Here is a 24,666-nt window from a genome sequence, read left to right on the forward strand (position 1 = left end):
CCGCGCGCATGATTTTGCGTATTCAGGCCCGGTAAGCATCAGCGTTTGCCGGGCAAACCAGTCAGACAATCACGATTCACCGCACGTTTCAGGAACCATCGCTCATGACTCAGACTTTAAGTCAGCTTGAAAACCGCGACGCCTTTATCGAACGTCACATTGGCCCGGACGCTCAGCAGCAGCAAGAGATGCTGAAGACCGTCGGCGCGGATTCGCTTAACGCCCTGATCGGCCAGATTGTGCCGCAGGATATCCAGCTGGCGACCCCACCGCAGGTGGGCGACGCGACAACCGAATTCGCCGCGCTGGCAGAGCTGAAGGCGATCGCCGGTCGCAACAAGCGCTTCAAGTCTTACATCGGCATGGGCTACACCGCCGTGCAGCTGCCGCCGGTTATTCAGCGCAACATGCTGGAAAATCCGGGCTGGTATACCGCCTATACCCCTTACCAGCCGGAAGTCTCCCAGGGCCGTCTGGAATCGCTGCTCAACTTCCAGCAGGTTACGCTGGATCTCACCGGGCTGGATATTGCTTCCGCTTCGCTGCTCGATGAAGCGACCGCCGCCGCCGAAGCGATGGCGATGGCCAAACGCGTCAGCAAACTGAAAAACGCCAACCGTTTCTTCGTCGCCGCCGACGTCCATCCGCAAACCCTGGACGTGGTGCGCACTCGTGCGGAAACCTTCGGTTTCGACGTGATCGTCGATGACGCCGACAAAGTGCTCGATCACCAGGATGTCTTCGGCGTGCTGCTGCAGCAGGTGGGCACCACCGGCGAAATCCACGATTACAGCAAACTGATCGCCGAGCTGAAAGCGCGCAAAGTGATTGTCAGCGTCGCTGCCGACTTTATGGCACTGGTGCTGCTGACGGCGCCGGGCAAGCAGGGCGCGGATATCGTCTTCGGCTCCGCCCAACGCTTCGGCGTGCCGATGGGCTATGGCGGCCCACACGCGGCCTTCTTCGCGGCGAAAGATGAATTCAAACGCTCCATGCCGGGCCGGATTATCGGCGTATCGAAAGATGCGGCGGGGAATACCGCGCTGCGCATGGCGATGCAGACTCGCGAACAGCACATCCGCCGCGAGAAAGCGAACTCCAACATTTGTACCTCGCAGGTGCTGCTGGCCAACATCGCCAGCCTGTACGCGGTATTCCACGGCCCGGCGGGTCTGAAACGTATCGCAGGCCGCATTCATCGCCTGACCGACATTCTGGCCGATGGCCTGCAGAAGAAAGGGCTGAAGCTTCGTCATGCCCACTACTTTGACACCCTGTGCGTGGAAGTGGCGGATAAAGCCGCGGTGCTGGCGCGTGCCGAAGCCCTGCAGATTAACCTGCGCAGCGATATTCACGGCGCGGTGGGCATTACGCTCGATGAAGCGACCACCCGCGAAGACGTGCTCAACCTGTTCCGCGCCATCGTCGGCGACGATCATGGTCTGGACATCGATACCCTGGATAAAGACGTGGCGCTGGACAGCCGCTCCATCCCGGCGGCGATGCTGCGCGACGATGCGATCCTCACCCATCCGGTGTTCAACCGCTACCATAGCGAGACCGAGATGATGCGCTACATGCACGCCCTGGAGCGTAAAGATCTGGCGCTGAACCAGGCGATGATCCCGCTGGGCTCCTGCACCATGAAGCTGAACGCCGCGGCGGAGATGATCCCCATCACCTGGCCGGAGTTCGCTGAGCTGCACCCGTTCTGCCCGGTAGAGCAGGCGGAAGGGTATCATCAGATGATCGCTCAGCTCTCCGACTGGCTGGTGAAACTGACCGGCTATGACGCCGTCTGCATGCAGCCGAACTCCGGCGCGCAGGGCGAATATGCTGGCCTGCTGGCGATTCGCCACTACCATGAGAGCCGCAACGAAGGCCATCGCGATATCTGCCTGATCCCAAGCTCCGCGCACGGCACCAACCCGGCTTCCGCGCAGATGGCGGGTATGCAGGTGGTGGTGGTGGCGTGCGACAAAAACGGCAACATCGATCTCGCCGACCTGCGTGAAAAAGCAGAGCAGGCGGGAGCGAATCTCTCCTGCATCATGGTCACCTATCCGTCGACCCACGGCGTATATGAAGAGACCATTCGCGAAGTGTGCGAGATCGTGCACCAGTTCGGCGGCCAGGTTTACCTTGACGGCGCCAACATGAACGCCCAGGTCGGGATCACCTCTCCGGGCTTTATCGGCGCTGACGTTTCGCACCTCAACCTGCATAAAACGTTCTGCATTCCGCACGGCGGCGGCGGCCCGGGTATGGGCCCAATCGGCGTGAAAGCGCACCTGGCGCCGTTCGTGCCGGGTCACAGCGTGGTGCAGATTGAAGGGATGCTGACCCGTCAGGGCGCGGTTTCCGCTGCGCCGTTCGGCAGCGCGTCCATCCTGCCGATCAGCTGGATGTATATCCGTATGATGGGCGCGGAAGGGCTGAAGCAGGCGAGCCAGAATGCGATCCTTAACGCCAACTATATCGCTACCCGTCTGAAAGACGCCTACCCGGTGCTCTACACCGGTCGCGATGGTCGCGTGGCGCACGAATGTATTCTCGATATTCGTCCGCTGAAAGAAGAGACCGGCATTAGCGAGCTGGATATCGCCAAGCGCCTGATCGACTTTGGCTTCCATGCGCCGACCATGTCCTTCCCGGTAGCGGGTACGCTGATGGTTGAGCCGACGGAATCGGAAAGCAAGGTGGAGCTGGACCGCTTTATCGACGCGATGCTGGCGATCCGCGCGGAGATCGACCGCGTCAAAGCCGGTGAATGGCCGCTGGAAGACAACCCGCTGGTGAACGCGCCGCATACCCAGGGTGAGATCGTTGGGGAATGGAACCATCCGTACAGCCGCGAGCTGGCGGTATTCCCGGCGGGCCTGCACAACAAATACTGGCCGACGGTGAAACGCCTGGACGACGTGTACGGCGACCGTAATCTGTTCTGCTCCTGCGTGCCGATGAGCGAATATCAGTAACGTGCGGAATTAGCTATACTTTTAAAGGCGCTGCGGCGCCTTTATTTTTTGGGAGAAAAGCATGGGGATAGCACTGATTAGCGGCGCGAGCCGCGGAATAGGCCGGGCGACGGCGCTGCTGCTGGCGCAGGAAGGGTATACTGTCGCGGTCAATTATCATCACAATATTAACGCTGCCACCGAGGTGGTGAATACCATTGTTGCCGCCGGCGGCAAAGCCACGGCGCTGCGGGCGGATATCAGTGATGAAGCGCAGGTGATGGCGATGTTTGAGGCGATTGACCGCATGGGCGAGCCGCTGACGGCGCTGGTCAACAACGCCGGGATCCTCTTTACCCAGTGTACGGTGGAGAGCCTGAGCGCCGAGCGCATTAACCGCGTGCTGGCGACCAACGTGACCGGCTATTTCCTCTGCTGCCGCGAAGCGGTCAAGCGCATGGCGCATCAGCATGGCGGCAAGGGCGGGGCGATAGTTAACGTGTCGTCGGCGGCGTCGCGCCTTGGCTCGCCGGGAGAATATGTTGATTACGCTGCGTCGAAAGGGGCGGTGGATACCCTGACCACCGGGCTGGCGCTGGAGGTGGCGGCGCAGGGGATCCGGGTAAATGGCGTGCGCCCTGGCCTGATTTATACCGAGATGCACGCCTCCGGCGGCGAACCGGGGCGCGTGGATCGGGTGAAGCATTCGCTGCCGATGCGGCGCGGCGGTCAGCCGGAAGAGGTCGCTCAGGCCATTGCCTGGCTGCTGAGCGACAAAGCGTCCTATGTGACGGGCAGTTTCCTCGAACTGGCGGGCGGTAAATAACCCGCTGATGTCAATTGCCCGGCGGCGCTGCGTTTGCCGGGCATGGGGGTAAGGCGAACGGTAGGCCGGGTAAGGCGTAGCCGCCACCCGGCATAAAGTCCGGTAAAGTGGCTGGCCTACCAGGAGGCCAGCCACAGCCGCAGACGCATTCCCCAGCCGCTGGTCCAGCCGGTGGTAACCGACTTCACCTCGCCTCGAGAAATCACCACCAGCGTTGGCGTCACCCGAATGTCCCACTGCCGCGCCAGCTGGCCGCTCGGGTCATTCACCGTCGGCAGCGCCAGTTTCTTTTTGGCAAGCCACGTCTCCAGCGCGGCGTTATCGCCGGATCGCAGGGCCACGGTCAGCACATTGCCGCCATCGGCGGCAAGCGATTCCACCGACGGCGTGGTGTAGCGACAGACCCCGCACCAGGTGGCCCAGACGTACAGCAGCAGCGGCTTTTGCTGGCTCATGGCGTTCAGATCCACCGCCCTGCCGTCGAGGGTGCGCAGCGATGTGGCGCTGACGTTTTGCGGCAGCGCGGGCTGGCGAAAATAATCCACCGCCAGGCCCACCGCCGCGCCAATCAGCAGCCACACCGCCAGCTCACGCAGCCAGCGCCGGAGCTTACTGGCCACGGGCTTTCGCCAGCTGCTCTTTCACCAGCCCCTCCAGTTCGTCAGCAGGGATCGCCCCGGCGACCATCTGATCGCCGATGATCGTTGCCGGGGTGCCCTGAATATTCAGCACCTGCGACAAAATCAGGTTCATCTTCAGCGAATCCATGGTCTTGTCATCAAGACTGACGCTGTCGGTGGCGGTTTTCTTCTGCGCCGCGGCGATGCTGGCGTCATCGTGATAGCCTTTTTTCGCCATCAGCCGCTGATGCAGCGCCCAGAACTTATCGGGCTGCTGGCGCCAGGTAGAGAGCGCCGCTTTGGCGGCATTGACCGAACTTTGCCCCTTGAACGGCAGCAGCTTCACGATCAGCTGGATGTCCGGGTTATCGTGGACGATTTTTTCCAGCATCGGATCAAACTGTTTACAGTAAGGACAGTTGTAATCGGTAAACGAGACGATCGTCAGCTTCGGCGCTTTGGCGCCGGTGCGCGGGCTGTTCGGATCGTTAAACAGCAGCTGCGCCAGCTGGTCATTACCGTTTGCTGGTGGTTCTTCCGCCGGGGCGGCGAAGCTGAAGGCGGATACGCACAGCAGTAATAAGGCGGTGATAGCTCTCATGTTAGTTTCCTTTGGCGGCAGACAGGGTGGCGAGGAGGTGTTCGCGATCTAACAGCGCAGGCAGGATCTCTCCCTGCGGCAATCCCGGTCCGTAAATCTGGTTAAACGGCACCGCGGCGCTGCCGCGGTCGGTTAAAAACTGACTAATCGTGGCGGAGGGGCGGCTCCAGTCGCCGCGCAGGGCGACCACGTCCGGCGCTAACAGCGCCTGCTGGACGTCATCGCGCAGCAGCACATTGTATTTATTGGCTTTACAGGTCACGCACCAGTCGGCGGTGACATCAATAAACACCCGCTTATGTTCCGCCAGGGCGCTGGCGATAGCCTGCTCGCTGAGCGGCTGCCAGTTAACCCGGTCGCGGCGCGGGCCCTCGCCGTCAGGCCGGGAGACAAAGGCGACGGCGCCGGCCACCACGATGGCCAGAGCCCCTGCGCGCAGCGCTGTCCGCCAGCGGTAGCGCCAGGCGGTGGCCAGCAGCAGGGCTACGGTCAGTATCACCAGCAGGGTAAGCACCGGGGTACGGCCGATGTGGATCGTCAGCAGGCTGACCAGCCATAGCGCCGAGCCCAGCATCATCACCCCCAGCGCCACCCGCAGATGATTCATCCAGCGGCCTGGGCGCGGAAGGCGTTGCGCCAGCCCCGGCCAGGCGACGATCAGCAGCCACGGCAGGCTCATACCGATCCCCATGGCGAAGAAAATCCCCCACAGCAGCGGCAGCGGCGCCACCAGCGCCACCGACACGGCGGTGCCGAGGAACGGCGCGGTGCAGGGCGTCGCCAGCAGGGTGGCGAAGGCGCCCTGCCAGAAATGGCCCATTAAGCCGTTGCCGCCTCGGGTGGCGAGGAAGGTGCTGGCGGTGGAGGAGAGGCGGATTTCGAACAGCCCCAGCAGACTGGCGCTGAACAGGACCATCACCAGCGCCATGGCGCCGATAAACCACGGGTTCTGGAACTGGATCCCCCAGCCGAGCGCCTGATTACCCAGGCGTAGCGCGGTCATCATCAGCGCCAGCGCCAGGAACGAGACGACGATCCCGCACGCCGAGGCGAGGAACTGTCGGCGCACCGCGCCGCGTTCGCGATGTTCGGTTTGCACCAGCGAGCCGAGCTTCATCGCCAGCACCGGCAGGACGCAGGGCATTACATTGAGGATAAGCCCCCCGGCCAGCGCCATCAGCAGCACCCAGCCTAACGCCGCTCCCGGCGCGGCGCTGCCTGCGCTGATAGCGAGCTGGCTTTCCTGCGCCTGGCCGCTATCCGCCAGCACCAGCGACAACGTTTTACCGCGTAGATCCGGCGCCGCTTCGCCCCAGCTGTCGGTGATCGGCACGCTGGCGGTCAGCGTATCGCCGCGGGTGGAAAAGCTCGGCTTGCCGAAATCGACATCCTCCATGCTGTCGATAAACAGCGCTGGCTGCTGCCAGCCGGCATCACGGCGGGCGGTCACCGTCAGTTTGCCGCTGACGTAGCTGGCGCTCAGCTGCGAAGTCATGCCATCGCGCAGCGGCAGCGTGCCCATCGCACGGGTGTAATCGTAGGCAAAACCCTCCCCTGGCGGGGCCGTCATATCCAGCGAAAAGGGATAGTCAGTGAGAATGCAGACATTGCTGCAGGTGGATAATGTCAGTACGCCGCTGAGCGTCGGCGGTATCTTCCCGTGCAGGGTCATCGGGAAGCTGACGTCGCCGTGATACCCCTGAGTGGAAATGCCCGCAACGTCGAAACGCTGCGGCGTCGGCCAGCGCCAGTCAACCGCCAGCGGCGTGCCCCAGGCGATAGCCGGCGCGACGCCGCCTTCCCCTGGCGAGCGCCAGTAGGTTTTCCAGCCCTTTTCTAGCGCCACGTCTAAAAGCAGGCGGGTATCGCCATTGCTCTCGGTTTGCGCCCGCAGGCGCACGCTGGCGTGTTGATTATCGGCGGCGCGTAGCCAGCCGCTGTCGGCGGCCTGGCTGACGGGCAGCCATAGCCAAAGCAGGCAGACCAGTAGTCGCCTGAATAACATAGACATAAATTTGCTCCATAAATGATGAATTAACCTGAACTGTCAGGAAAATCACTCACTCACGGAAGACGCATAATCGCAGATGCACCCGCAATCGGGGCGGGGAGATAACGCGGGGAGGCCACTGGCGTTCGATACGCGGCGGGATCGCCGCCAGCACCGCCAGCAGCAGGGTGATAGCCAAAAGCGCCCCTTCGAACAGCATCGGCGGGACGGCCATCAGCGACTTGGCGCTGAGCTCGCACGGCGTGACCGGCGCGTCGGCCTTATCCTGGGTTTGCTGTAGCGACGGGCTGTCGGCAGCGAGGTTCATGACCAGCGCGTGCATCCCGGCCATTCGCTGGGCGGTGCAGACCAGCACCACCAGACAGGCCAGGAGGACAAAAAGAATGGCTTTGCGTTGTCGCTTAATCATGAGCGCCTCAAATATTCACGAGGCATATCTTATCGGGCGAACGCGTTTTGGCAATGGTAAAGCTGTAAAGAAGTGTCTGGCGGATAAGCGATTTGCCCTCTCCCGGCCGGGAGAGGGCAGTCAATTACAGATTCTCACCGTTGCTGGCGATGACCTCTTTGTACCAGTTGAAGCTCTTCTTGCGCGAGCGGGACATATCGCCGGTGCCGTCGTCGTGTTTGTTGACGTAGATGAAGCCGTAGCGTTTGCTGTACTGGCCGGTGGTGAAGGAGACGCAGTCGATGCAGCCCCACGGGGTATAGCCCATCAGATCGACGCCGTCGTAGGTGACGGCTTTCATCATCTCTTCGACGTGGGCGCGCAGGTAGTCAATGCGGTAGTCATCATTGATGCTGCCGTCGGCTTCGACTTTGTCGTAGGCGCCAAAGCCGTTCTCGACGATAAACAGCGGCTTCTGGTAGCGCTCATACAATTCACACAGGGAATAGCGCAGACCGACCGGGTCAATCTGCCAGCCCCAGTCGGAGGCTTTGACGTGCGGATTCGGCACGCTGCCTTCGAAGCCGGAAATGGCGTCGCCGGTGCCGCCTTCGGCTTTTACCGCGTTGGTCATGTAGTAGCTGAAGCCAAGATAAGCGCAGGTGCCTTCGCGCAGGATCTGCGCGTCGCCATCCTCCATCTTGATGTTGAAGCCGCGGCGCTCCCACTCATTCAGCACATAGCTCGGATAGTAACCGCGCAGCTGAACGTCGGTAAAGACGTAGCGCTCGCGCATCGACTCCTGAGCAAACATCACATCTTCCGGTTTGCAGGAGTAAGGGTAGAGGGCGACCATCGCCAGCATGCAGCCGACCTGCATGTCCGGGTTAATACCACGCGCCGCTTTCACCGCCAGCGCGCTGGCGACGAACTGATGGTGCAGCACCTGGTACATGGTCTCTTCCGGGTTGTCATGCTCGGTATAAACCACCCCGGAGCAGCAGTAGCCGAACAGCGGTGCGCGCCAGTTACGCTGGTTATTGATCTCGTTGAAGGTCATCCAGTATTTCACTTTGTGCTTATAGCGCTCGAAGACCACTTCGGCGAAGCGCACAAAGAAATCGACCACTTTACGGTTGGTCCAGCCGCCGTACTGCTGCACCAGGTGCAGGGGCATCTCGAAGTGGGAGAGGGTGATCACCGGCTCGATGTTGTACTTCAGCAGCTCGTCGAACATGTCGTCGTAGAACTTCAGCCCCTCTTCATTCGGCTGGGTCTCGTCGCCCTGCGGGAAGATGCGGGTCCAGGCGATGGAGGTACGGAAGCATTTGAAGCCCATCTCGGCGAACAGTTTGATGTCTTCTTTGTAGCGGCCGTAGAAATCCACCGCTTCGTGGTTGGGGTAATATTTGCCGGCTTCAACCTGGTGGGTGATTTCACGCGGCACGCCGTGCGCCCCGCCGGTCAGCACGTCGCAGATGCTCGGGCCTTTGCCGCCCTGATCCCAGCCGCCTTCAACCTGATGCGCGGCAACCGCGCCGCCCCATAAAAAATCTTTCGGAAGGGTTAATTTTTTCATCCTGGCTAATCTCTCTAATAACTATTGCTCTCGAGTCTAGCAAAGTGAAATTGAATGTCACGATATAACAAATTACGCCAAACGTAATATGTTACATCGAAAAAACAGGCTGTTATTTTTAGCTGATTTTGCGCGCTAATTTACGTCCGAGCGTTTCGAGAATATAGATCACTGGAATTTGCGTCGTAATATCGTAGACACCGCCAATGCGCGTCTGCGGCACGTGCCAGGAGAGATTGAAATCGGCCAGTTTGGCCAGCCGCGAGTGTTCGTGACTGGTAATGGACATCACCTTGCAGCGGTGCAGGCTGAACTGGCTGGCGAAGCGCAGGATCTCTTCCGTCTCGCCGGAGACGGAAAGCACGATCGCCAGCGCGTTACGGGCCATATCGTTAGTCACCGGAAAATAGGGGTCATCAATATGATTACTAAATTTCCCGACGTTGGAGAAGAAGCGGGCGCCATATTTCGCCAGCGCGCCCGAGGTGCCTGCGCCGACGAAAATAATACGTTCGGAGGCGAGAATAATATCGACGGCCTGCTCGAGTAATTCATCGAACTCGTCATTATTAACGCTTTTAAAAAAGCTCATGATTTCGCTGGCGCCGATATTTGCCTGTTGAGGCTCGTTCTGCTCAAGATATAATTTAAAGCGCACGCGAAATTCAGAGTAGCCCTCGCACTGCAGTTTGCGGCAGAAGCGCAACACGGTGGTGGTGGAGACGCCGGCGGCTTCGGCCAGTTCGCGGATGGTCATGTACATCACTTTGTCACGATTCTTAATGACGTAGTGGTAGACCATCATCTCAAGATTATTGAGACTGGCGACAGCGGCGTGGGAGAACATACTCACAGTGGCGAACTCACAATTCATAATGACCAGGACGGAATTATATCATGCAGGCCAATGACATTACCTTTTTTCAGCGCTTTCAGGAGGACATCCTCGCCGGGCGCAAAACGATCACCATTCGCGATGCGGCGGAGTCGCACTTTAAGCCCGGCGATGTGCTGCGCGTCGGGCGCTATGAAGACAACGGCTATTTTTGCACCATCGCCGTGACCGCGACCTCGACGGTGACTCTCGACACGCTGACCGAACAGCATGCTCAACAGGAGAATATGACCCTCGGGCAGCTGCGTCAGGTCATCAGCGACATCTATCCTGGCGAGAACCAGTTTTATGTCATTGAATTCAAAACGCTTTAAGGTAATCAGAAACAGCTGTGAGTTGAAATAAAATTGTAACTTTATGATTTTAATGTATTTACAAATATACATCGTTTTATTTTAGCTAACAGGTGTTCACTGGAATCATTCTCAGTTACCCTAAGTGGGCAATGAAAGCGTTCTTGTTTTCACGGAGTCAAATATGGTGCGCAAACCATTAATCACTCAGGGATATTCTCTGGCAGAGGAAGTTGCCAACAGCATCAGTCACGGGATCGGGCTGGTGTTCGGTATCGTCGGCCTCGTGCTCTTGCTGGTGCAGGCGGTGGACACTAACGCCAGCGCGACGGCGATCACCAGCTACAGTCTGTACGGCGGCAGCATGATTATGCTGTTTCTCGCCTCCACGCTCTATCACGCGATCCCGCATCAGCGGGCGAAACAGTGGCTGAAAAAGTTCGACCACTGCGCCATCTACTTGTTAATCGCCGGGACCTATACGCCGTTTTTGCTGGTAGGGTTGAACTCGCCGCTGGCGAAGGGGCTGATGATCGTCATCTGGAGCCTGGCGCTGCTGGGGATCCTGTTTAAGCTGACCATCGCGCACCGCTTTAAAATCCTGTCGCTGGTGACCTATCTGACCATGGGTTGGCTGTCGCTTATCGTGGTCTATCAGCTGGCGGTAAAGCTGGCGGTGGGCGGCGTGACGCTGCTGGCGGTCGGCGGGGTGGTGTACTCGCTCGGGGTCATCTTCTACGTCTGCAAACGCATTCCCTATAACCACGCTATCTGGCATGGCTTCGTGCTCGGCGGCAGCGTGTGTCACTTCCTGGCGATCTATCTCTACGTCGGTCAACACGGATAAAAAAAGAGCCCCGTAAGGGGCTCCTTGCTGCATATCCTGACCACGTCCACGCTTATCGTGGCGACGAAATTCTGCGACCTGGTCGCCCGACTCAGCCGCTTGCGCCGCCAGCCGGCAACTGCCGAGGGATGAGGTTAAGCTTCTTCCAGCGAATAGGGCAGCGGTTCGATGCGCAGGCTGCCGGCATCGTCGCGCACGCGGAACACGCTGTCCGGCTCCATATCGTTATTCATCACCACCTGCACCAGCAGCTGGCCATCATCCAGCTGAACCGCCGCAAGCACCGTACCGGTGCGGCGCCAGTTTTCGCCCATCTTCAGCTCCAGATCTTCTCCGGCCTCCGGCACCCGGCTGGCGGTACCTGACAGCGTCCACAGCGCGCGCTTATTGGCGCCGCGGAATTTCGCCCTGGCGACCATTTCCTGGCCGGTATAGCAGCCTTTTTTGAAGCTGATACCGCCCAGCGCCTGCAGGTTGGTGGCCTGCGGAATGAACTGCCCGCTGTTGGCGCTGTCGATAACCGGCAGACCGGCTTCAATATTCAGCGCCAGCCACTGCTGGCTATTGTTGAGCTGCGCTTCGCCGCGCAGCGCGTCGGTGACGCGATTGGCGGTGTCGACATCGGTCACCAGCAGGAAGCGTTCGCCCGGGTGTTCAAACCACAGCAGGCTGGTGGCGCCTTCGCTAACCACCGGCGTCGCGGCGTCGGGCAGGGCGGCGAACAGCGGCGCCAGCGCGGCGCGCGCCTGGAAGCCGGCCACCCCCAGCAGAACCAGATCGTCGTTGGCGGCGATGGTGACTTTGGAGAAGACGGCATATTTTTTCAGCTCGGTCAGCTGCGCGTCGCGCAGGCTGCGGCGCTCAATCCACGCGAAGCCGCCGTCGCGGCGGAATACGCGCAGGTTGCTCCACATCTTGCCTTTGGCGTCACAGTGGGCGGCAAGCAGATGCTGGGCATCGGTGAGACTGCTCACATCGGCGGTAATCTGCCCCTGCAGATATTTTTCGCTGTCCGGTCCGCTAATTGTCGCCAGCGCCCAGTCATCCAGGGTCATCAGCGTTAACGGCAGACGAGCGGAAGAGGAAGGCTGACGCGGAGGAAAAGGTGTAAAAGCCATAGTCATATCCTGAATCGCTTAACGCAGTGTGTGTGACCAATGGTAAAAGAGCTATAGTGCATTGCAAGCGCTTTCAACAGGCCATTTGTGCGCTGACGTTTGGCGACGGCCTGACGCGGGAAAACAATAAGCCCATCATTATTTTATGGTTTTTATGGAAGGATGCTCGCATTCAGCGATATTCCTGTAAAGTTACGGCAGAAAACGGGTTAAACTAACCTATATTTTGCTGCTGGAAGGTCAACATGGACATTAACAATAAAGCACGTATCCACTGGGCATGCCGCCGCGGGATGCGCGAACTCGACATCTCCATCATGCCGTTCTTTGAGTATGAGTACGATACCCTCAGCGACGCTGACAAACAGCTGTTCATTCGCCTGCTGGAAAATGACGATCCGGATCTGTTCAACTGGCTGATGAACCACGGCAAACCGGCCGATGCGGAGCTGCAGCGGATGGTAACCTTAATTCAAACACGGAATCGGGAACGTGGTCCTGTGGCAATCTGATCTCCGTATCTCCTGGCGCGCGCAGTGGTTTTCCCTGCTGCTCCACGGCGTTGTGGCGGCGCTGGTGCTGCTGGTTCCCTGGCCGTTAAGCTACACCCCGATCTGGCTGCTGCTGCTGTCGCTGGTGGTCTTTGACTGTGTGCGTAGCCAGCGACGGATCCATGCCCGTCGCGGGGAGATAAAACTGCTCACCGATTCCCGGCTGCGCTGGCAAAACGCCGAATGGGAGATCCTCGGGACGCCGTGGGTCATCAACAGCGGTATGCTGCTGCGTTTGCGCCATGTCGATACCCGACGCGGTCAGCATCTGTGGCTGGCGGCGGACAGCATGGATCCCGGAGAGTGGCGGGATCTGCGCCGGTTGGTGCTGCAAAAACCGGCGCAGGAGTAAGCGGCGTCAGGAGAAGTGTTCGGCCATTTCGCCGAGGATCTGCTCGCACCAGCTCTGGATGCGCTCGTCGCTCAGGTCGTACTGGTTGGTTTCATCCAGCGCCAGGCCAACGAACAGTTGGCCATCAGCGATCACCGGTTTCGGGCTGGTGAACTCATAGCCTTCGGTTGGCCAGTAGCCGACAAACTTCACGCCTTTGGTCGCCAGCTTGTCATGCAGCATGCCCAGCGCGTCAAGGAACCATTCGCCATAGCCCAGCTGATCGCCCATGCCGTACAGCGCGACGATTTTGCCCTCCAGGTCCAGGGTGTCCAGCTGGTCCCAAACCGCTTCCCAGTCTTCCTGAATTTCGCCGAAATCCCAGGTCGGGATGCCGAGGATCAGTACATCGTACTGGCTCATCAGGGCGGGGGAGTCATCTTTCAGATTGTGCAACGTCACCAGCTCAGGGCCGATGATATCGCGGATTTTCTCCGCGGCCATTTCGGTGTAGCAGGTACTGGAGCCGTAAAACAGACCTATATTCATCGCGTAAACATCTCGATTCTTGCTGTGAATGGCGGGCAGTGTACCAGAAAGGCGTCCTCTTAAGGCATAATGAGAGCGTTTAACGAACAAAGAGGCCGATGTGAAACAGGATCTGGCACTAATCGAACAGTTTCTCGATGCCCTTTGGCTGGAGCGCAATCTGGCGGAGAATACGCTCAGCGCCTACCGTCGCGATTTGACGATGCTGGTGGAGTGGCTGCACCATCGCGGCCTGTCGCTGGCAAGCGTCGGCAGCGACGACCTGCAGGCGCTGCTGGCCGAGCGGCAGTCCGGCGGCTATAAAGCCACCAGCACCGCGCGCCTGCTGAGCGCCGTGCGTCGTTTCTTCCAGCATCTGTACCGGGAAAAAATTCGCCCGGACGACCCCAGCGCGCTGCTGGCCTCGCCGAAGCTGCCGCAGCGGCTGCCGAAGGATCTCAGTGAGGCGCAGGTTGAGCGTCTGCTGCAGGCCCCGCTGGTGGAGCAGCCGCTGGAGTTGCGCGACAAAGCGATGCTGGAGGTGCTGTATGCCACCGGCCTGCGCGTCTCGGAGCTGGTGGGGCTGACGATGAGCGACATCAGCCTGCGCCAGGGCGTGCTGCGGGTGGTGGGCAAAGGCAACAAAGAGCGGCTGGTGCCGCTGGGGGAAGAGGCGGTACTGTGGGTGGAAAATTACCTCGAGTATGGTCGCCCCTGGCTGCTGAACGGCGTGGCGTCGGATGTCTTATTTCCCAGCCAGCGCGCCCAGCAGATGACGCGTCAGACCTTCTGGCACCGGATTAAACACTATGCCGTGCTGGCGGGGATCGACAGCGAAAAGCTCTCCCCGCACGTGTTGCGCCATGCGTTCGCCACGCATTTGCTCAATCATGGCGCCGACCTGCGCGTGGTGCAGATGCTGTTAGGACACAGCGATCTCTCCACCACGCAGATCTACACCCACGTGGCGACCGAGCGTCTGCGACAACTTCATCAACAGCACCACCCGCGGGCGTGAGTGCTGAACAAAAGGACTGAGTATGAAAAAAGGTTTATTGATGTTCACCCTGCTGGCGGCTTCCCTTTCCGGGGCGGCGCATGCCGATAGCGCGGCAATTAAACAGTCGCTGGCGAAGCTGGGTGTGCAGAGCACCGATATTCAACCGTCGCCGGTTTCCGGGATGAGCACGGTGCTGACCGACAGCGGCGTACTGTATGTCACCGACGACGGCAAGCACATCATCCAGGGGCCGATGTACGACGTGAGCGGCGCGCAGCCGGTCAATGTCACTAACCAGCTGCTGCTGGGTAAACTGAACGCGCTGAGCAACGAAATGATTGTCTACAAAGCGCCGAAGGAGCAGCACGTCATTACCGTCTTCACCGACATCACCTGCGGTTATTGCCATAAGCTGCATGAGCAGATGAGCGACTACAACGCGCTGGGGATCACCGTGCGCTATCTCGCCTTCCCGCGCCAGGGACTGCAGAGCCAGGCGGAGCAGGACATGAAGGCCATCTGGTGCGCGAAAGATCGCAACAAAGCGCTGGATGACGCTATGAACGGCAAGGGCGTGCAGCCGGCGAGCTGCAGCGTGGATATCGCTAAACACTACACCCTTGGCGTGCAGATGGGCGTCAACGGTACCCCGGCGATGGTCCTCAGCAACGGCATGGTGCTGCCGGGCTATCAGGGGCCGAAAGAGCTGAAGGCGTTCCTCGACGAGCATAAAAAACAGACAAGCGGTAACTGATTCGCGTGAAACAACAGATACAACTACGCCGCCGCGAGGCGGTTGACGGCGTCGATTTACCCGCCGAACTGCCGCCGCTGCTGCAGCGGCTGTATGCCAGCCGCGGGGTGCGCAGCGCCCAGGAGCTGGAGCGCAGCGTCAAAGGCATGCTGCCGTGGACGCAGCTCACCGGCGTTGAAAAAGCGGTCGGGATGCTGTACGACGCTTTCCAGAAAGGGTTGCACATTGTCGTAGTCGGCGATTTTGACGCCGACGGCGCCACCAGCACCGCGCTCAGCGTGCTGGCCCTGCGCGCGCTGGGCTACGGCAACGTCTCCTACCTGGTGCCGAACCGTTTTGAAGACGGCTACGGCTTGAGCCCGGAAGTGGTCGATCAGGCCCACGCCCGCGGCGCGCAGATGATCATGACCGTCGACAACGGGATCTCGTCCCATGCCGGCGTCGATCATGCCCATGCGCTGGGGATCCCGGTGCTGGTGACCGATCACCACCTGCCGGGGGAGACGCTACCGGCGGCGGAGGCCATCGTTAACCCTAACCTGCGCGATTGCGACTTTCCGTCGAAATCGCTGGCCGGGGTCGGGGTGGCGTTCTATCTGATGCTGGCGCTGCGCACCTTTCTGCGTGATAACGGCTGGTTCGATGCCCGCGGCATCGCCGCGCCGAACCTTGCCGAGCTGCTGGATCTGGTGGCGCTTGGCACCGTTGCCGACGTCGTGCCGCTGGATGCTAACAATCGTATTCTCACCTGGCAGGGGTTAAGCCGCATTCGCGCCGGCAAATGTCGGCCCGGCATTAAGGCGCTGCTGGAGATTGCCAACCGCGATCCGCAAAAGCTGGCGGCCAGCGACCTCGGTTTTGCCCTCGGGCCGCGCCTGAACGCGGCGGGGCGGCTGGACGACATGTCGGTCGGCGTCGCGCTGCTGCTGTGCGATAACATTGGCGAAGCGCGCGTGTTAGCCAATGAGCTTGACGCGCTCAACCAGACGCGCAAAGAGATCGAGCAGGGGATGCAGGCGGAAGCGCTAACGCTCTGTCAGCAGCTGGAACGCAGTAGCGACACCCTGCCCGGCGGGCTGGCGATGTACCATCCGCAGTGGCACCAGGGGGTGGTCGGCATCCTCGCCTCGCGAATTAAGGAACGTTTCCACCGGCCGGTGATCGCCTTTGCGCCCACCGGCGACGGTACGCTGAAAGGCTCCGGCCGCTCCATACAGGGGCTGCATATGCGCGATGCGCTGGAGCGTCTCGATACGCTCTATCCGGGGCTGATCCTGAAGTTCGGCGGCCACGCGATGGCGGCAGGATTATCGCTGGAAGAGGCGCGCTTTGAGGAGTTTCAGCAGCGCTTTGGCGAGCTGGTGACCGAGTGGCTGGATCCCGCGCTGTTACAGGGCGAGGTCGTTTCCGACGGGCCGCTGGCGGCGGCGGAGATGAGCATGGAAGTGGCGCAGATGCTGCGCGACGCCGGGCCGTGGGGACAGATGTTCCCGGAACCGCTGTTTGACGGCCGTTTCCGCCTGCTGCAGCAGCGGCTGGTGGGCCAGCGTCACCTGAAGGTGATGGTCGAGCCGGTTGACGGCGGCCCGCTGCTGGACGGTATCGCCTTCAACGTGGATACTTCCATCTGGCCCGACAACGGCGTGCGTGAAGTCCAGTTAGCCTACAAGCTCGACATCAATGAGTTCCGCGGCAACCGCAGCCTGCAGCTGATCATCGATCACCTCTGGCCAAATTGACAACAGTGTATGAATAAGGGCGCGAATCCGGTAGAATTCCGCTCTTATCACCGCATTTTGACAAATCCATTAAAAGAAACCGACCATGTTTGAAATAAATCCGGTAAAAAACCGCATTCAGGACCTCACGGAGCGCTCCGACGTTCTTAGGGGGTATCTTTGACTACGATGCCAAGAAAGAGCGTCTCGAAGAAGTAAACGCCGAGCTGGAACAGCCGGACGTCTGGAACGAACCTGAACGCGCTCAGGCGCTGGGTAAAGAGCGTTCTTCCCTGGAAGCCATCGTAGATACCCTGGATCAGATGTCCCAGGGGCTGGAAGACGTTGCCGGCCTGCTGGATCTGGCCGTGGAAGCGGACGACGAAGAGACCTTCAACGAAGCCGTCGCCGAGCTGGATACGCTGGAAGAGAAGCTGGCGCAGCTTGAGTTCCGCCGCATGTTCTCCGGCGAATACGACAACGCCGATTGCTACCTCGATATTCAGGCAGGCTCCGGCGGCACCGAAGCCCAGGACTGGGCCAGCATGCTGATGCGCATGTACCTGCGCTGGGCGGAAGCGCGCGGCTTTAAGACCGAGATCATCGAAGAGTCCGAAGGTGAAGTCGCGGGCATTAAATCCGTGACCATCAAGATCATTGGCGATTACGCTTACGGCTGGCTGCGTACCGAAACCGGCGTTCATCGTCTGGTGCGTAAGAGCCCGTTCGATTCCGGCGGCCGCCGTCATACCTCCTTTAGCTCTGCGTTCGTTTACCCGGAAGTTGAAGACGATATCGATATCGAAATTAACCCGGCCGACCTGCGCATCGACGTTTACCGCGCCTCCGGCGCCGGTGGGCAGCACGTTAACCGTACAGAATCCGCGGTGCGTATTACCCACATCCCGACCGGGTTGGTGACGCAGTGCCAGAACGACCGTTCGCAGCACAAGAACAAAGACCAGGCCATGAAGCAGATGAAAGCAAAGCTTTATGAGCTGGAGATGCAGAAGAAAAATGCCGAGAAGCAGGCGATGGAAGACAACAAGTCCGATATCGGCTGGGGCAGCCAGATCCGCTCTTACGTGCTGGATGACTCGCGTATTAAAGATCTGCGTACCGGGGTGGAAACCCGCAACACTCAGGCGGTGCTCGACGGCAGCCTGGACCAATTTATCGAAGCAAGTTTGAAAGCAGGGTTATGAGGAACCAACATGTCTGAACAACAAGCACAGGGCGCTGACGCGGCAATTGACCTTAATAATGAACTGAAAACCCGTCGCGAGAAGCTGGCTGCGCTGCGTGAGCAGGGCGTCGCTTTCCCGAACGATTTCCGTCGTGACCATACCTCTGACCAACTGCACGCTGACTTCGATGCCAAAGAAAACGAAGAGCTGGAAGCGCTGAACGTTGAAGTGGCCGTGGCTGGCCGCATGATGACCCGCCGTATCATGGGTAAAGCGTCCTTCGTCACTCTGCAGGACGTTGGCGGCCGCATCCAGCTGTACGTAGCGCGCGATGACCTGGCGGAAGGCGTTTACAACGACCAGTTCAAAAAATGGGATCTCGGCGACATCATCGCCGCCCGCGGTAAGCTGTTCAAGACCAAAACCGGTGAGCTGTCTATCCACTGCACCGAGCTGCGTCTGCTGACCAAAGCCCTGCGCCCGTTACCGGACAAGTTCCATGGCCTGCAGGATCAGGAAGCGCGCTATCGTCAGCGTTACCTCGACCTGATCTCCAACGATGAATCGCGCAACACCTTTAAAGTGCGTTCGCAGATCCTGGCGGGTATCCGTCAGTTCATGGTTGGCCGCGGCTTTATGGAAGTTGAAACCCCGATGATGCAGGTGATCCCGGGCGGCGCCTCCGCGCGTCCGTTCATCACCCATCATAACGCGCTGGATCTGGACATGTACCTGCGCATCGCGCCGGAACTGTACCTCAAGCGCCTGGTCGTGGGCGGTTTCGAACGCGTCTTCGAGATCAACCGTAACTTCCGTAACGAAGGGATCTCCGTTCGTCATAACCCAGAGTTCACCATGATGGAACTCTACATGGCCTATGCGGACTATAAAGATCTGATCGAGCTGACCGAATCCCTGTTCCGCACCCTGGCGCAGGACATTCTCGGCAACACCGAAGTGCCTTACGGCGACCAGGTGTTCGACTTCGGCAAGCCGTTTGAAAAACTGACCATGCGCGAAGCGATCAAGAAATACCGTCCGGAAACCGAGATGGCGGATCTGGATAACTTCGATTCCGCGAAAGCGATCGCTGAGTCTATCGGCATCAAAGTGGAGAAGAGCTGGGGTCTGGGCCGTATCGTGACCGAGATCTTCGAAGAAGTGGCGGAAGCGCACCTGATCCAGCCGACCTTCATCACCGAATACCCGGCGGAAGTTTCTCCGCTGGCGCGCCGTAACGACGTCAACCCGGAAATCACCGACCGCTTTGAATTCTTCATCGGCGGCCGTGAGATCGGTAACGGCTTTAGCGAGCTGAACGACGCCGAAGATCAGGCGCAGCGCTTCCAGGACCAGGTTGATGCGAAAGCCGCAGGCGACGACGAAGCGATGTTCTACGATGAAGACTACGTCACCGCGCTGGAGCACGGCCTGCCGCCGACCGCCGGTCTGGGTATTGGTATCGACCGCATGGTGATGCTGTTCACCAACAGCCACACCATCCGCGACGTGATCCTGTTCCCGGCAATGCGTCCGCAGAAATAATCGCGTCTTGTGAAATGCAAAAACCCGGCTTGCCGGGTTTTTTTATGTCTGACGTGAGGCCTGAAGGCTGGCGGCGTAAATGTCTTATCCGGGCTACGCAACAGCGCAGAACCGTAAGCCTGTGCAAGCGTAGCGCCGCCAGGCATTAATGACAGGCACAGGGCTGCGCCTTGCCTGGAGAATAGTCAGCTTACCCGCGCACACGCGCAACAAAGTCGGTCAGCGCCTGGCGAGCGTCCCGATTTTCCGCTTCCAGCACCATCCACGGGCTAAACGCCCACGGCGTGGCGGCCAGCGCGCTTAACATCGTTGCCAGGTCAACCCACTGATAATCCATGACTTCATCGTCGTTAGGCAGCACTTCGCTCACCACGCGCGCGGCATACACCGGGCATACTTCGTTCTCAACGATGCCGTTCGGGGCGACCGCCCGGTAGCGGAAGGCCGGGTGAACCGGCACGATGTCGGCGATCTCCACGCCGAGTTCGAAGCGACAGCGGCGCGTGACGGCCTGCTCGAAGGTCTCGCCCTGCTGGGGGTGTCCGCAGACGGAGTTGGTCCACACCCCGGGCCAGGCTTTTTTGCCCAGCGAACGGCGGGTGACCAGCAACTGCCCCTGCTGATTAAACAACCAGCAGGAAAACGCGAGATGTAAAGGGGTATCAAGCGTGTGGGCGGCATACTTCTCCAGCATACCGGCAGGTTGATCCTGCTCATCCAGTAAAATGACGTGTTCCCCGGCCATGACGACTCCTGAAAATAAAAAATGACCCGGCACAAACCCGCCGGGTCATGTACTCAGGCCTCTAGGGTAGCCGATAAATGGGAGAAAGGCATTACCAAAACAAGCCCTGGAGTCCGCTCTGTGAGCGGCAACGCGTCATGGCGGGCAAGCCCACCACGACGTGCGGCTCCAGCAGCAATCGCTGTCCGTCGCGGGCCGTATTCGATGGCAGGGGGATATTGGTTTCGCCATCAGGGATGACGCCCTGCGCCGCGGACTGGTATGATATTCGCCCTGGTTGCGAGGTAAGTGGTTGTGTTAAGTGCAGGATGCCTGATGATGAAACGCGTTTTTATGACACTGATGCTGGTGGTAAGCCTGGCGCTGGCCGGCTGCTCCAGCAACTCCGATTCCGGTACGACCTACACCGTCAAACGCGGCGATACCCTGTATGGCATCTCCCGCACCACCGGCACCAGCGTTCGCGATCTGGCCCGCCTGAATAACATCTCCCCGCCTTACACCATTGAGGTGGGGCAGAAGCTGAAGCTTAACGGCAGCAGTTCAACGAAGACAACGAAGAAAAAATCTGCCTCCACGCGCACGGCGGCGGTCACGCCTTCGTCCGCGGTACCTCAGTCCTCCTGGCCGCCGGTGGGACAGCGCTGCTGGCGTTGGCCGACCAGCGGCAAAGTGGTCCTGCCTTATTCCACCGCCGATGGCGGCAATAAAGGCATTGATATCGCCGGAACTCGCGGCCAGCCGGTCTACGCCGCCGGGGCGGGCAAGGTGGTCTACGTCGGCAACCAGCTGCGCGGCTACGGCAACCTGATCATGATTAAGCACAGCGAGGATTACATCACCGCCTATGCCCACAACGATAAGCTGATGGTGAATAACGGCCAGAGCGTGAAGGCCGGCCAGCAAATCGCCACCATGGGCAGTACGGATGCCGACTCAGTGCGTCTGCATTTCCAGATCCGCTACCGGGCGACGGCCATCGATCCGCTGCGCTATCTGCCGCCGCAGGGCAGTAAGCCTAAGTGCTAAAAGGTTATTTTATCGCCAGTCAGCATCCGGCGGGCTTGTCACAGGGTGCGTAAGGGCTATAATGCTTCTCGCACCTCTTCGCGGGCGTAGTTCAATGGTAGAACGAGAGCTTCCCAAGCTCTATACGAGGGTTCGATTCCCTTCGCCCGCTCCAGAATTCCCCTAACGTATTCATTCCACTATCTTTTTCTAAATCATACGTGACGGCGCTCGTGACCCTCCTACAAGGAGTTCATACAGCCGATGGCGCAACGTGGTAATCTCTATCGACGTCCTAGCGGGATCTATGTTCTGCGGATAACCGTTCCGGTTCGGTATCGTGCCCTGATAGGGCAGCGTGAAATACATGCATCTACCCGCACAACCCACCTCGCAAATGCTAAGGCAATCGCCACGCGTTTGTTGGAGAAGTGGTATGCGTCTCTGGAAGAGTTCAAGCAAGTGGATAAAGAGAAAATTCGGGGAAACGCCCCGTTGTTGGCGGGGGCTGGCAAAATCAGCTTGGCTCTGTTTTGCGAATCATTTGATGTGGGTCTTGAAACGGTTGTTCCGCATCTTTTGGCAGACAATATTCCGCTGTATGCTTTCGTAGATAGCCAGCGGGGTTTTCTGATTGATGATTTTACTGCCATTGATCGTGACCCTGATACGCATGGCTTTGTTTTAAACGACGTTGCTCATTACGGCACTGAGGCTATGGTTAACGGCTATATGCAGATTTACATGCCGCTGCATGCCCTCAAGGAATTGAAGAAAGGGCTATCAACGGAAATAACTGCATTCAGGGCTACCAACGGTAATCCCCTTGCTCTTTGGCTACTGGACTTGCCAGGGGTTACGGTAGATTCAAGTTCTTTATTTATCAACAATGTGCAGGCTGAAAAGCTGCGTAGCATGTGGGATAAAGCGTTTGCGAAATCTGAACCTGAATTACCTCCTGTTCCGGCTGTTGTGCCACCACCACCTGTTGTCATCACCAATCCGTATTGCAATCCGCTATTTGCTTCGAAAACGGTTTCAGAAATTCTTGAAAAGTTTATTGAACACAAAAACACTGGAGACCTTAAACTTGCCAGTGAGGATAAAATTCGATCAAGAATCGCTCATTTTATTGACGTTATGGGCAACTTAACGCTTGGCGAGTTAGATCGTGATGTCGTAAAAGTCTACGTTGCTAAAATGCAGAAGATGCCCGGTAATTTGTATTTGATGCGGCGTCGATATGCAGCCGAAGATTTAAACCAGCTCATAGAAAAAGCACTTACTGCTGGCGAAGCAACTATGACTAAAGATGCTATAGAGCGCCATATTACTGCACTGGGAGCTATGCTGGAATGGGCGCGAAGGGAGACATGGTTGATCGGCAATCCAACTGAGAACGTATTAGCGAAACGTAAAAGAAAAAACAAAGATCAAGATAAGCGTTATCAATTCACAGAGGAAGAGTTAAAGCTTATTTTTTCTGCTAGCTGGTTCAAAATTGGTGCAGGTGAACCCAATCAATTTGGGCGTTACATCAACTTTCGTCCCTATCATTATTGGTTGCCATTATTGGCATTATATACTGGTGGGCGAATTAATGAGCTATGTCAGCTTTACCTCTCTGATATTCGTGTGAGTGAAAGCGGGGTTGCATATTTAGATTTCAATCTTGATACCCCGGATAAAGTAATGGATGATGAAACAGAAACTGATAAATCGTTGAAAACACCGAATGCGCAGAGGCAAATGCCGATTCATCCCGAACTTATCAAACTTGGTTTTCTGAAATATGTTGAAGCTTTGAAAGTTGATGGGCGAGAGCGACTTTTCCCTGAATTGAAACACCACGAAATTAAAGGTTATCGTGGTTATGCATCGAAGTGGTTTAACGAAAACTACCTCGGAAAACAACTTGAAATGCCGCGCGACGGCAAGAGGGTTTTCCACTCACTTCGTCATAATTATGTTAACCACCTCGACAGGTTGGAATTAAGCGAGCGTATGATCGCGCAGTTGGTCGGCCATGCTCGCGGTAGCACAACTGCAATGACAACTTACCGCAAAGACCGGGCAGTCGAAGAACAATTCGACGCTATCTCTAAGTTAGCCTATGACCTTCCTGATATTAAGCCATTTGATGTCAAAGCGGGGCTTAAAGCTTTGAAGGATGCTTTACGCAAGCAGAAGCCGTGATATGTGTTCACTCGCACGCGCTGGGACACCCCCTGGCGCGTTTTTTATTGAAGATCGTGGATTTCACAGTGCCAAATTTGAAGACGCTCAAAACGCGTCTGGTGAAATACTGATGACCTACGATTGCACCCGCAACCCCTCAACGCTTTCTGGTGGCAGGCTTATCACTGTTTTAATGCTTGTCTCGATGCTGCCAATGATGTCTTGGCGTGGGCCGTTCCGCCAATCAGCGCTTGCGTAGAAAGAATCTAGAACCATAGCCATGCTTTCTTGGTTGTTAAAAGCACGAATAAGGTAGTAGCAATCGGAATCATGCAGGGAGTTACCAAACGATACTACATCGATCCCGTGGCGTTGGTGTAGAGGAACGCTGATTTCCCGCATGATTGTGTGAAAAATGGTTCCGGTGCCTTTAAGTAAGGTGTATTGCAGTATTTCGACGGTTCGTTCCATTAATGCTGTCCCCAATTGAGTGCCATCCCTTCGCTTTCGGGGCGAACGCTTTTAAACCCGAATTATTCATATAGTTCCGGGACATCTGCGATCAAGGTAATGTATGCTCCTGCGGGTGCATGTTGTCCAAGCCAGGTCATTAAAGCTTCCATGATTTTCCGGCCCAGCCCTTTCCCCTGATGTTCTGGATCGAACGCAACCTCTACGATTTCGAAGTTGAGCGCGCCATCACCGACAATTCTCCCCATCCCGACAATGAGCCCCGAATATTCAATATATACGCCATGAAAAGTTCTTGGAAGTGCATGTTTTGCAGCTTCAGGAGAGCGGGGTGTTAAACCGGATATGATGCGCAAGCGGCAAAAATCTTCTGCGGGTGGAACCGCGTCAACCAGATCGTATTTTGATTCCATATTCAGCCTCAGTGTCAAGAATTACTTTTTTTAGCACTAACATGAGCATCTATGCAATCTTCAGGAATTTGGGCTGAAAGCATATTGCCTCGATAAGGAGAA

General features: G+C 58.1%; 24 protein-coding genes and 1 tRNA gene. 14 read left to right on the plus strand and 11 right to left on the minus strand.

Annotated elements, in window-relative coordinates:
- The first annotated feature begins 104 nt into the window (after positions 1-104).
- Together gcvP and ABLX76_RS18695 are read left to right on the plus strand one after the other, a co-directional pair.
- Positions 105-2,978, plus strand: coding sequence for an aminomethyl-transferring glycine dehydrogenase (gene gcvP / locus ABLX76_RS18690; RefSeq protein WP_023290978.1), 2,874 nt, complete (start codon positions 105-107; stop codon positions 2,976-2,978).
- Positions 2,979-3,039: 61 nt separating this feature from the next.
- Entirely contained in the window at positions 3,040-3,783 is a 744-nt protein-coding gene (locus tag ABLX76_RS18695; RefSeq protein WP_023290977.1) for an SDR family oxidoreductase, read from the plus strand.
- Positions 3,784-3,899: 116 nt separating this feature from the next.
- Here ABLX76_RS18695 and ABLX76_RS18700 read toward each other — a convergent pair whose 3' ends face one another.
- From ABLX76_RS18700 to ABLX76_RS18725, 6 genes are all read right to left on the minus strand, one after another.
- Positions 3,900-4,403 (minus strand): protein disulfide oxidoreductase, encoded by a 504-nt coding sequence (locus tag ABLX76_RS18700; protein WP_348875054.1) that lies wholly within the window; start codon positions 4,401-4,403, stop codon positions 3,900-3,902.
- Entirely contained in the window at positions 4,393-5,004 is a 612-nt protein-coding gene (locus ABLX76_RS18705; RefSeq protein ID WP_023290975.1) for a thioredoxin domain-containing protein, read from the minus strand. Before ABLX76_RS18705 ends, ABLX76_RS18700 begins: the two co-directional genes overlap by 11 nt.
- A gap of 1 nt (position 5,005) precedes the next feature.
- The gene (locus tag ABLX76_RS18710) at positions 5,006-7,015 is read right to left on the minus strand and encodes a protein-disulfide reductase DsbD domain-containing protein (RefSeq protein WP_348875055.1); all 2,010 of its coding nucleotides are present in this window, start codon (positions 7,013-7,015) and stop codon (positions 5,006-5,008) included.
- 49 nt (positions 7,016-7,064) lie between these two features.
- The gene (locus tag ABLX76_RS18715) at positions 7,065-7,424 is read right to left on the minus strand and encodes a hypothetical protein (protein ID WP_023290973.1); all 360 of its coding nucleotides are present in this window, start codon (positions 7,422-7,424) and stop codon (positions 7,065-7,067) included.
- A gap of 124 nt (positions 7,425-7,548) precedes the next feature.
- Positions 7,549-8,982: a 6-phospho-beta-glucosidase BglA gene (bglA, locus tag ABLX76_RS18720; protein WP_023290972.1), complete on the minus strand. Its 1,434-nt coding sequence runs from the start codon at positions 8,980-8,982 to the stop codon at positions 7,549-7,551.
- 118 nt (positions 8,983-9,100) lie between these two features.
- The gene (locus ABLX76_RS18725) at positions 9,101-9,829 is read right to left on the minus strand and encodes a MurR/RpiR family transcriptional regulator (protein ID WP_032454033.1); all 729 of its coding nucleotides are present in this window, start codon (positions 9,827-9,829) and stop codon (positions 9,101-9,103) included.
- A 50-nt stretch (positions 9,830-9,879) separates the two neighbouring features.
- Here ABLX76_RS18725 and yqfB point away from each other — a divergent pair, with 50 nt between their 5' ends.
- Positions 9,880-10,191, plus strand: a complete 312-nt coding sequence (gene yqfB / locus ABLX76_RS18730) for a N(4)-acetylcytidine aminohydrolase (RefSeq protein ID WP_065883829.1) — start codon at positions 9,880-9,882, stop codon at positions 10,189-10,191.
- A 163-nt stretch (positions 10,192-10,354) separates the two neighbouring features.
- The gene (locus tag ABLX76_RS18735) at positions 10,355-11,017 is read left to right on the plus strand and encodes a hemolysin III family protein (RefSeq protein ID WP_065883827.1); all 663 of its coding nucleotides are present in this window, start codon (positions 10,355-10,357) and stop codon (positions 11,015-11,017) included.
- Positions 11,018-11,151: 134 nt separating this feature from the next.
- Here ABLX76_RS18735 and ygfZ read toward each other — a convergent pair whose 3' ends face one another.
- Complete coding sequence (ygfZ, locus tag ABLX76_RS18740; RefSeq protein WP_087848599.1) at positions 11,152-12,135, minus strand: tRNA-modifying protein YgfZ; 984 nt, start codon at positions 12,133-12,135, stop codon at positions 11,152-11,154.
- A gap of 245 nt (positions 12,136-12,380) precedes the next feature.
- Between ygfZ and sdhE the strand changes: the two genes are divergently transcribed.
- Both sdhE and ABLX76_RS18750 read left to right on the plus strand, forming a co-directional pair.
- Positions 12,381-12,647 (plus strand): FAD assembly factor SdhE, encoded by a 267-nt coding sequence (gene sdhE / locus ABLX76_RS18745; protein ID WP_002916312.1) that lies wholly within the window; start codon positions 12,381-12,383, stop codon positions 12,645-12,647.
- On the plus strand, positions 12,628-13,038 hold the full coding sequence (locus tag ABLX76_RS18750) for a protein YgfX (protein ID WP_023290968.1): 411 nt from the start codon (positions 12,628-12,630) through the stop codon (positions 13,036-13,038). The genes sdhE and ABLX76_RS18750 overlap by 20 nt, the downstream gene beginning before the upstream one ends.
- A 6-nt stretch (positions 13,039-13,044) precedes the next feature.
- On the opposite strand, the gene fldB is transcribed toward ABLX76_RS18750, so the two are convergent.
- Positions 13,045-13,566 (minus strand): flavodoxin FldB, encoded by a 522-nt coding sequence (gene fldB / locus ABLX76_RS18755; RefSeq protein WP_004205324.1) that lies wholly within the window; start codon positions 13,564-13,566, stop codon positions 13,045-13,047.
- 100 nt (positions 13,567-13,666) lie between these two features.
- On the opposite strand from fldB, the gene xerD reads away from it, so the two are divergent.
- The 5 genes from xerD (at position 13,667) to lysS (ending at position 19,749) form a co-directional block, all read left to right on the plus strand.
- A complete protein-coding gene (xerD, locus tag ABLX76_RS18760) occupies positions 13,667-14,563 on the plus strand; it encodes a site-specific tyrosine recombinase XerD (RefSeq protein WP_004144729.1) in 897 nt (298 codons plus the stop codon).
- A 22-nt stretch (positions 14,564-14,585) separates the two neighbouring features.
- A complete protein-coding gene (dsbC, locus tag ABLX76_RS18765; protein ID WP_002916301.1) occupies positions 14,586-15,299 on the plus strand; it encodes a bifunctional protein-disulfide isomerase/oxidoreductase DsbC in 714 nt (237 codons plus the stop codon).
- 5 nt (positions 15,300-15,304) lie between these two features.
- Complete coding sequence (gene recJ / locus ABLX76_RS18770) at positions 15,305-17,038, plus strand: single-stranded-DNA-specific exonuclease RecJ (RefSeq protein ID WP_348875059.1); 1,734 nt, start codon at positions 15,305-15,307, stop codon at positions 17,036-17,038.
- Positions 17,039-17,123: 85 nt separating this feature from the next.
- Positions 17,124-18,222 (plus strand): peptide chain release factor 2 gene (gene prfB / locus ABLX76_RS18775; RefSeq protein ID WP_101862173.1). Its coding sequence is split into 2 segments (ribosomal slippage): positions 17,124-17,198 and positions 17,200-18,222, totalling 1,098 coding nucleotides; the frame shifts between segments, so codons are not numbered across the junction.
- A gap of 9 nt (positions 18,223-18,231) precedes the next feature.
- Complete coding sequence (lysS, locus tag ABLX76_RS18780) at positions 18,232-19,749, plus strand: lysine--tRNA ligase (protein ID WP_008806422.1); 1,518 nt, start codon at positions 18,232-18,234, stop codon at positions 19,747-19,749.
- Positions 19,750-19,939: 190 nt separating this feature from the next.
- On the opposite strand, the gene idi is transcribed toward lysS, so the two are convergent.
- Positions 19,940-20,494, minus strand: a complete 555-nt coding sequence (idi, locus tag ABLX76_RS18785) for an isopentenyl-diphosphate Delta-isomerase (RefSeq protein WP_032454025.1) — start codon at positions 20,492-20,494, stop codon at positions 19,940-19,942.
- 315 nt (positions 20,495-20,809) lie between these two features.
- On the opposite strand from idi, the gene actS reads away from it, so the two are divergent.
- From actS to ABLX76_RS18800, 3 genes are all read left to right on the plus strand, one after another.
- The gene (actS, locus tag ABLX76_RS18790) at positions 20,810-21,523 is read left to right on the plus strand and encodes an amidase activator ActS (protein ID WP_050533763.1); all 714 of its coding nucleotides are present in this window, start codon (positions 20,810-20,812) and stop codon (positions 21,521-21,523) included.
- Between the two features lie 80 nt (positions 21,524-21,603).
- Positions 21,604-21,677 (plus strand) — tRNA-Gly (locus ABLX76_RS18795).
- Positions 21,678-21,766: 89 nt separating this feature from the next.
- Entirely contained in the window at positions 21,767-23,698 is a 1,932-nt protein-coding gene (locus ABLX76_RS18800; protein WP_239944211.1) for a site-specific integrase, read from the plus strand.
- A gap of 117 nt (positions 23,699-23,815) precedes the next feature.
- Here the strand turns inward: ABLX76_RS18800 and ABLX76_RS18805 are convergent, their stop codons facing one another.
- Positions 23,816-24,151: an NIPSNAP family protein gene (locus ABLX76_RS18805; protein WP_348875061.1), complete on the minus strand. Its 336-nt coding sequence runs from the start codon at positions 24,149-24,151 to the stop codon at positions 23,816-23,818.
- A gap of 62 nt (positions 24,152-24,213) precedes the next feature.
- Positions 24,214-24,564 carry a GNAT family N-acetyltransferase gene (locus tag ABLX76_RS18810; protein ID WP_348875063.1) on the minus strand — a complete coding sequence of 117 codons (351 nt, stop codon included), beginning with the start codon at positions 24,562-24,564 and terminating at the stop codon, positions 24,214-24,216.
- Between the last annotated feature and the right edge of the window lie 102 nt (positions 24,565-24,666).

This window comes from Klebsiella sp. JB_Kp004 (genome assembly GCF_040065795.1).
Taxonomy (GTDB): Bacteria; Pseudomonadota; Gammaproteobacteria; order Enterobacterales; family Enterobacteriaceae; genus Klebsiella; species Klebsiella quasipneumoniae.

Coding starts and splice junctions, on each gene's coding strand:
- ABLX76_RS18800 (WP_239944211.1), top strand. CDS start 21,767: ATGGCGCAACGTGGTAATCTCTATCGACGTCCTAGCGGGATCTATGTT.
- ABLX76_RS18725 (WP_032454033.1), bottom strand. CDS start 9,829: ATGTTCTCCCACGCCGCTGTCGCCAGTCTCAATAATCTTGAGATGATG.
- actS (WP_050533763.1), top strand. CDS start 20,810: ATGATGAAACGCGTTTTTATGACACTGATGCTGGTGGTAAGCCTGGCG.
- dsbC (WP_002916301.1), top strand. CDS start 14,586: ATGAAAAAAGGTTTATTGATGTTCACCCTGCTGGCGGCTTCCCTTTCC.
- yqfB (WP_065883829.1), top strand. CDS start 9,880: ATGCAGGCCAATGACATTACCTTTTTTCAGCGCTTTCAGGAGGACATC.
- fldB (WP_004205324.1), bottom strand. CDS start 13,566: ATGAATATAGGTCTGTTTTACGGCTCCAGTACCTGCTACACCGAAATG.
- ABLX76_RS18705 (WP_023290975.1), bottom strand. CDS start 5,004: ATGAGAGCTATCACCGCCTTATTACTGCTGTGCGTATCCGCCTTCAGC.
- gcvP (WP_023290978.1), top strand. CDS start 105: ATGACTCAGACTTTAAGTCAGCTTGAAAACCGCGACGCCTTTATCGAA.
- ABLX76_RS18695 (WP_023290977.1), top strand. CDS start 3,040: ATGGGGATAGCACTGATTAGCGGCGCGAGCCGCGGAATAGGCCGGGCG.
- ABLX76_RS18715 (WP_023290973.1), bottom strand. CDS start 7,424: ATGATTAAGCGACAACGCAAAGCCATTCTTTTTGTCCTCCTGGCCTGT.
- idi (WP_032454025.1), bottom strand. CDS start 20,494: ATGGCCGGGGAACACGTCATTTTACTGGATGAGCAGGATCAACCTGCC.
- ABLX76_RS18735 (WP_065883827.1), top strand. CDS start 10,355: ATGGTGCGCAAACCATTAATCACTCAGGGATATTCTCTGGCAGAGGAA.
- ABLX76_RS18710 (WP_348875055.1), bottom strand. CDS start 7,015: ATGTCTATGTTATTCAGGCGACTACTGGTCTGCCTGCTTTGGCTATGG.
- bglA (WP_023290972.1), bottom strand. CDS start 8,982: ATGAAAAAATTAACCCTTCCGAAAGATTTTTTATGGGGCGGCGCGGTT.
- ygfZ (WP_087848599.1), bottom strand. CDS start 12,135: ATGGCTTTTACACCTTTTCCTCCGCGTCAGCCTTCCTCTTCCGCTCGT.
- lysS (WP_008806422.1), top strand. CDS start 18,232: ATGTCTGAACAACAAGCACAGGGCGCTGACGCGGCAATTGACCTTAAT.
- ABLX76_RS18805 (WP_348875061.1), bottom strand. CDS start 24,151: ATGGAACGAACCGTCGAAATACTGCAATACACCTTACTTAAAGGCACC.
- ABLX76_RS18810 (WP_348875063.1), bottom strand. CDS start 24,564: ATGGAATCAAAATACGATCTGGTTGACGCGGTTCCACCCGCAGAAGAT.
- sdhE (WP_002916312.1), top strand. CDS start 12,381: ATGGACATTAACAATAAAGCACGTATCCACTGGGCATGCCGCCGCGGG.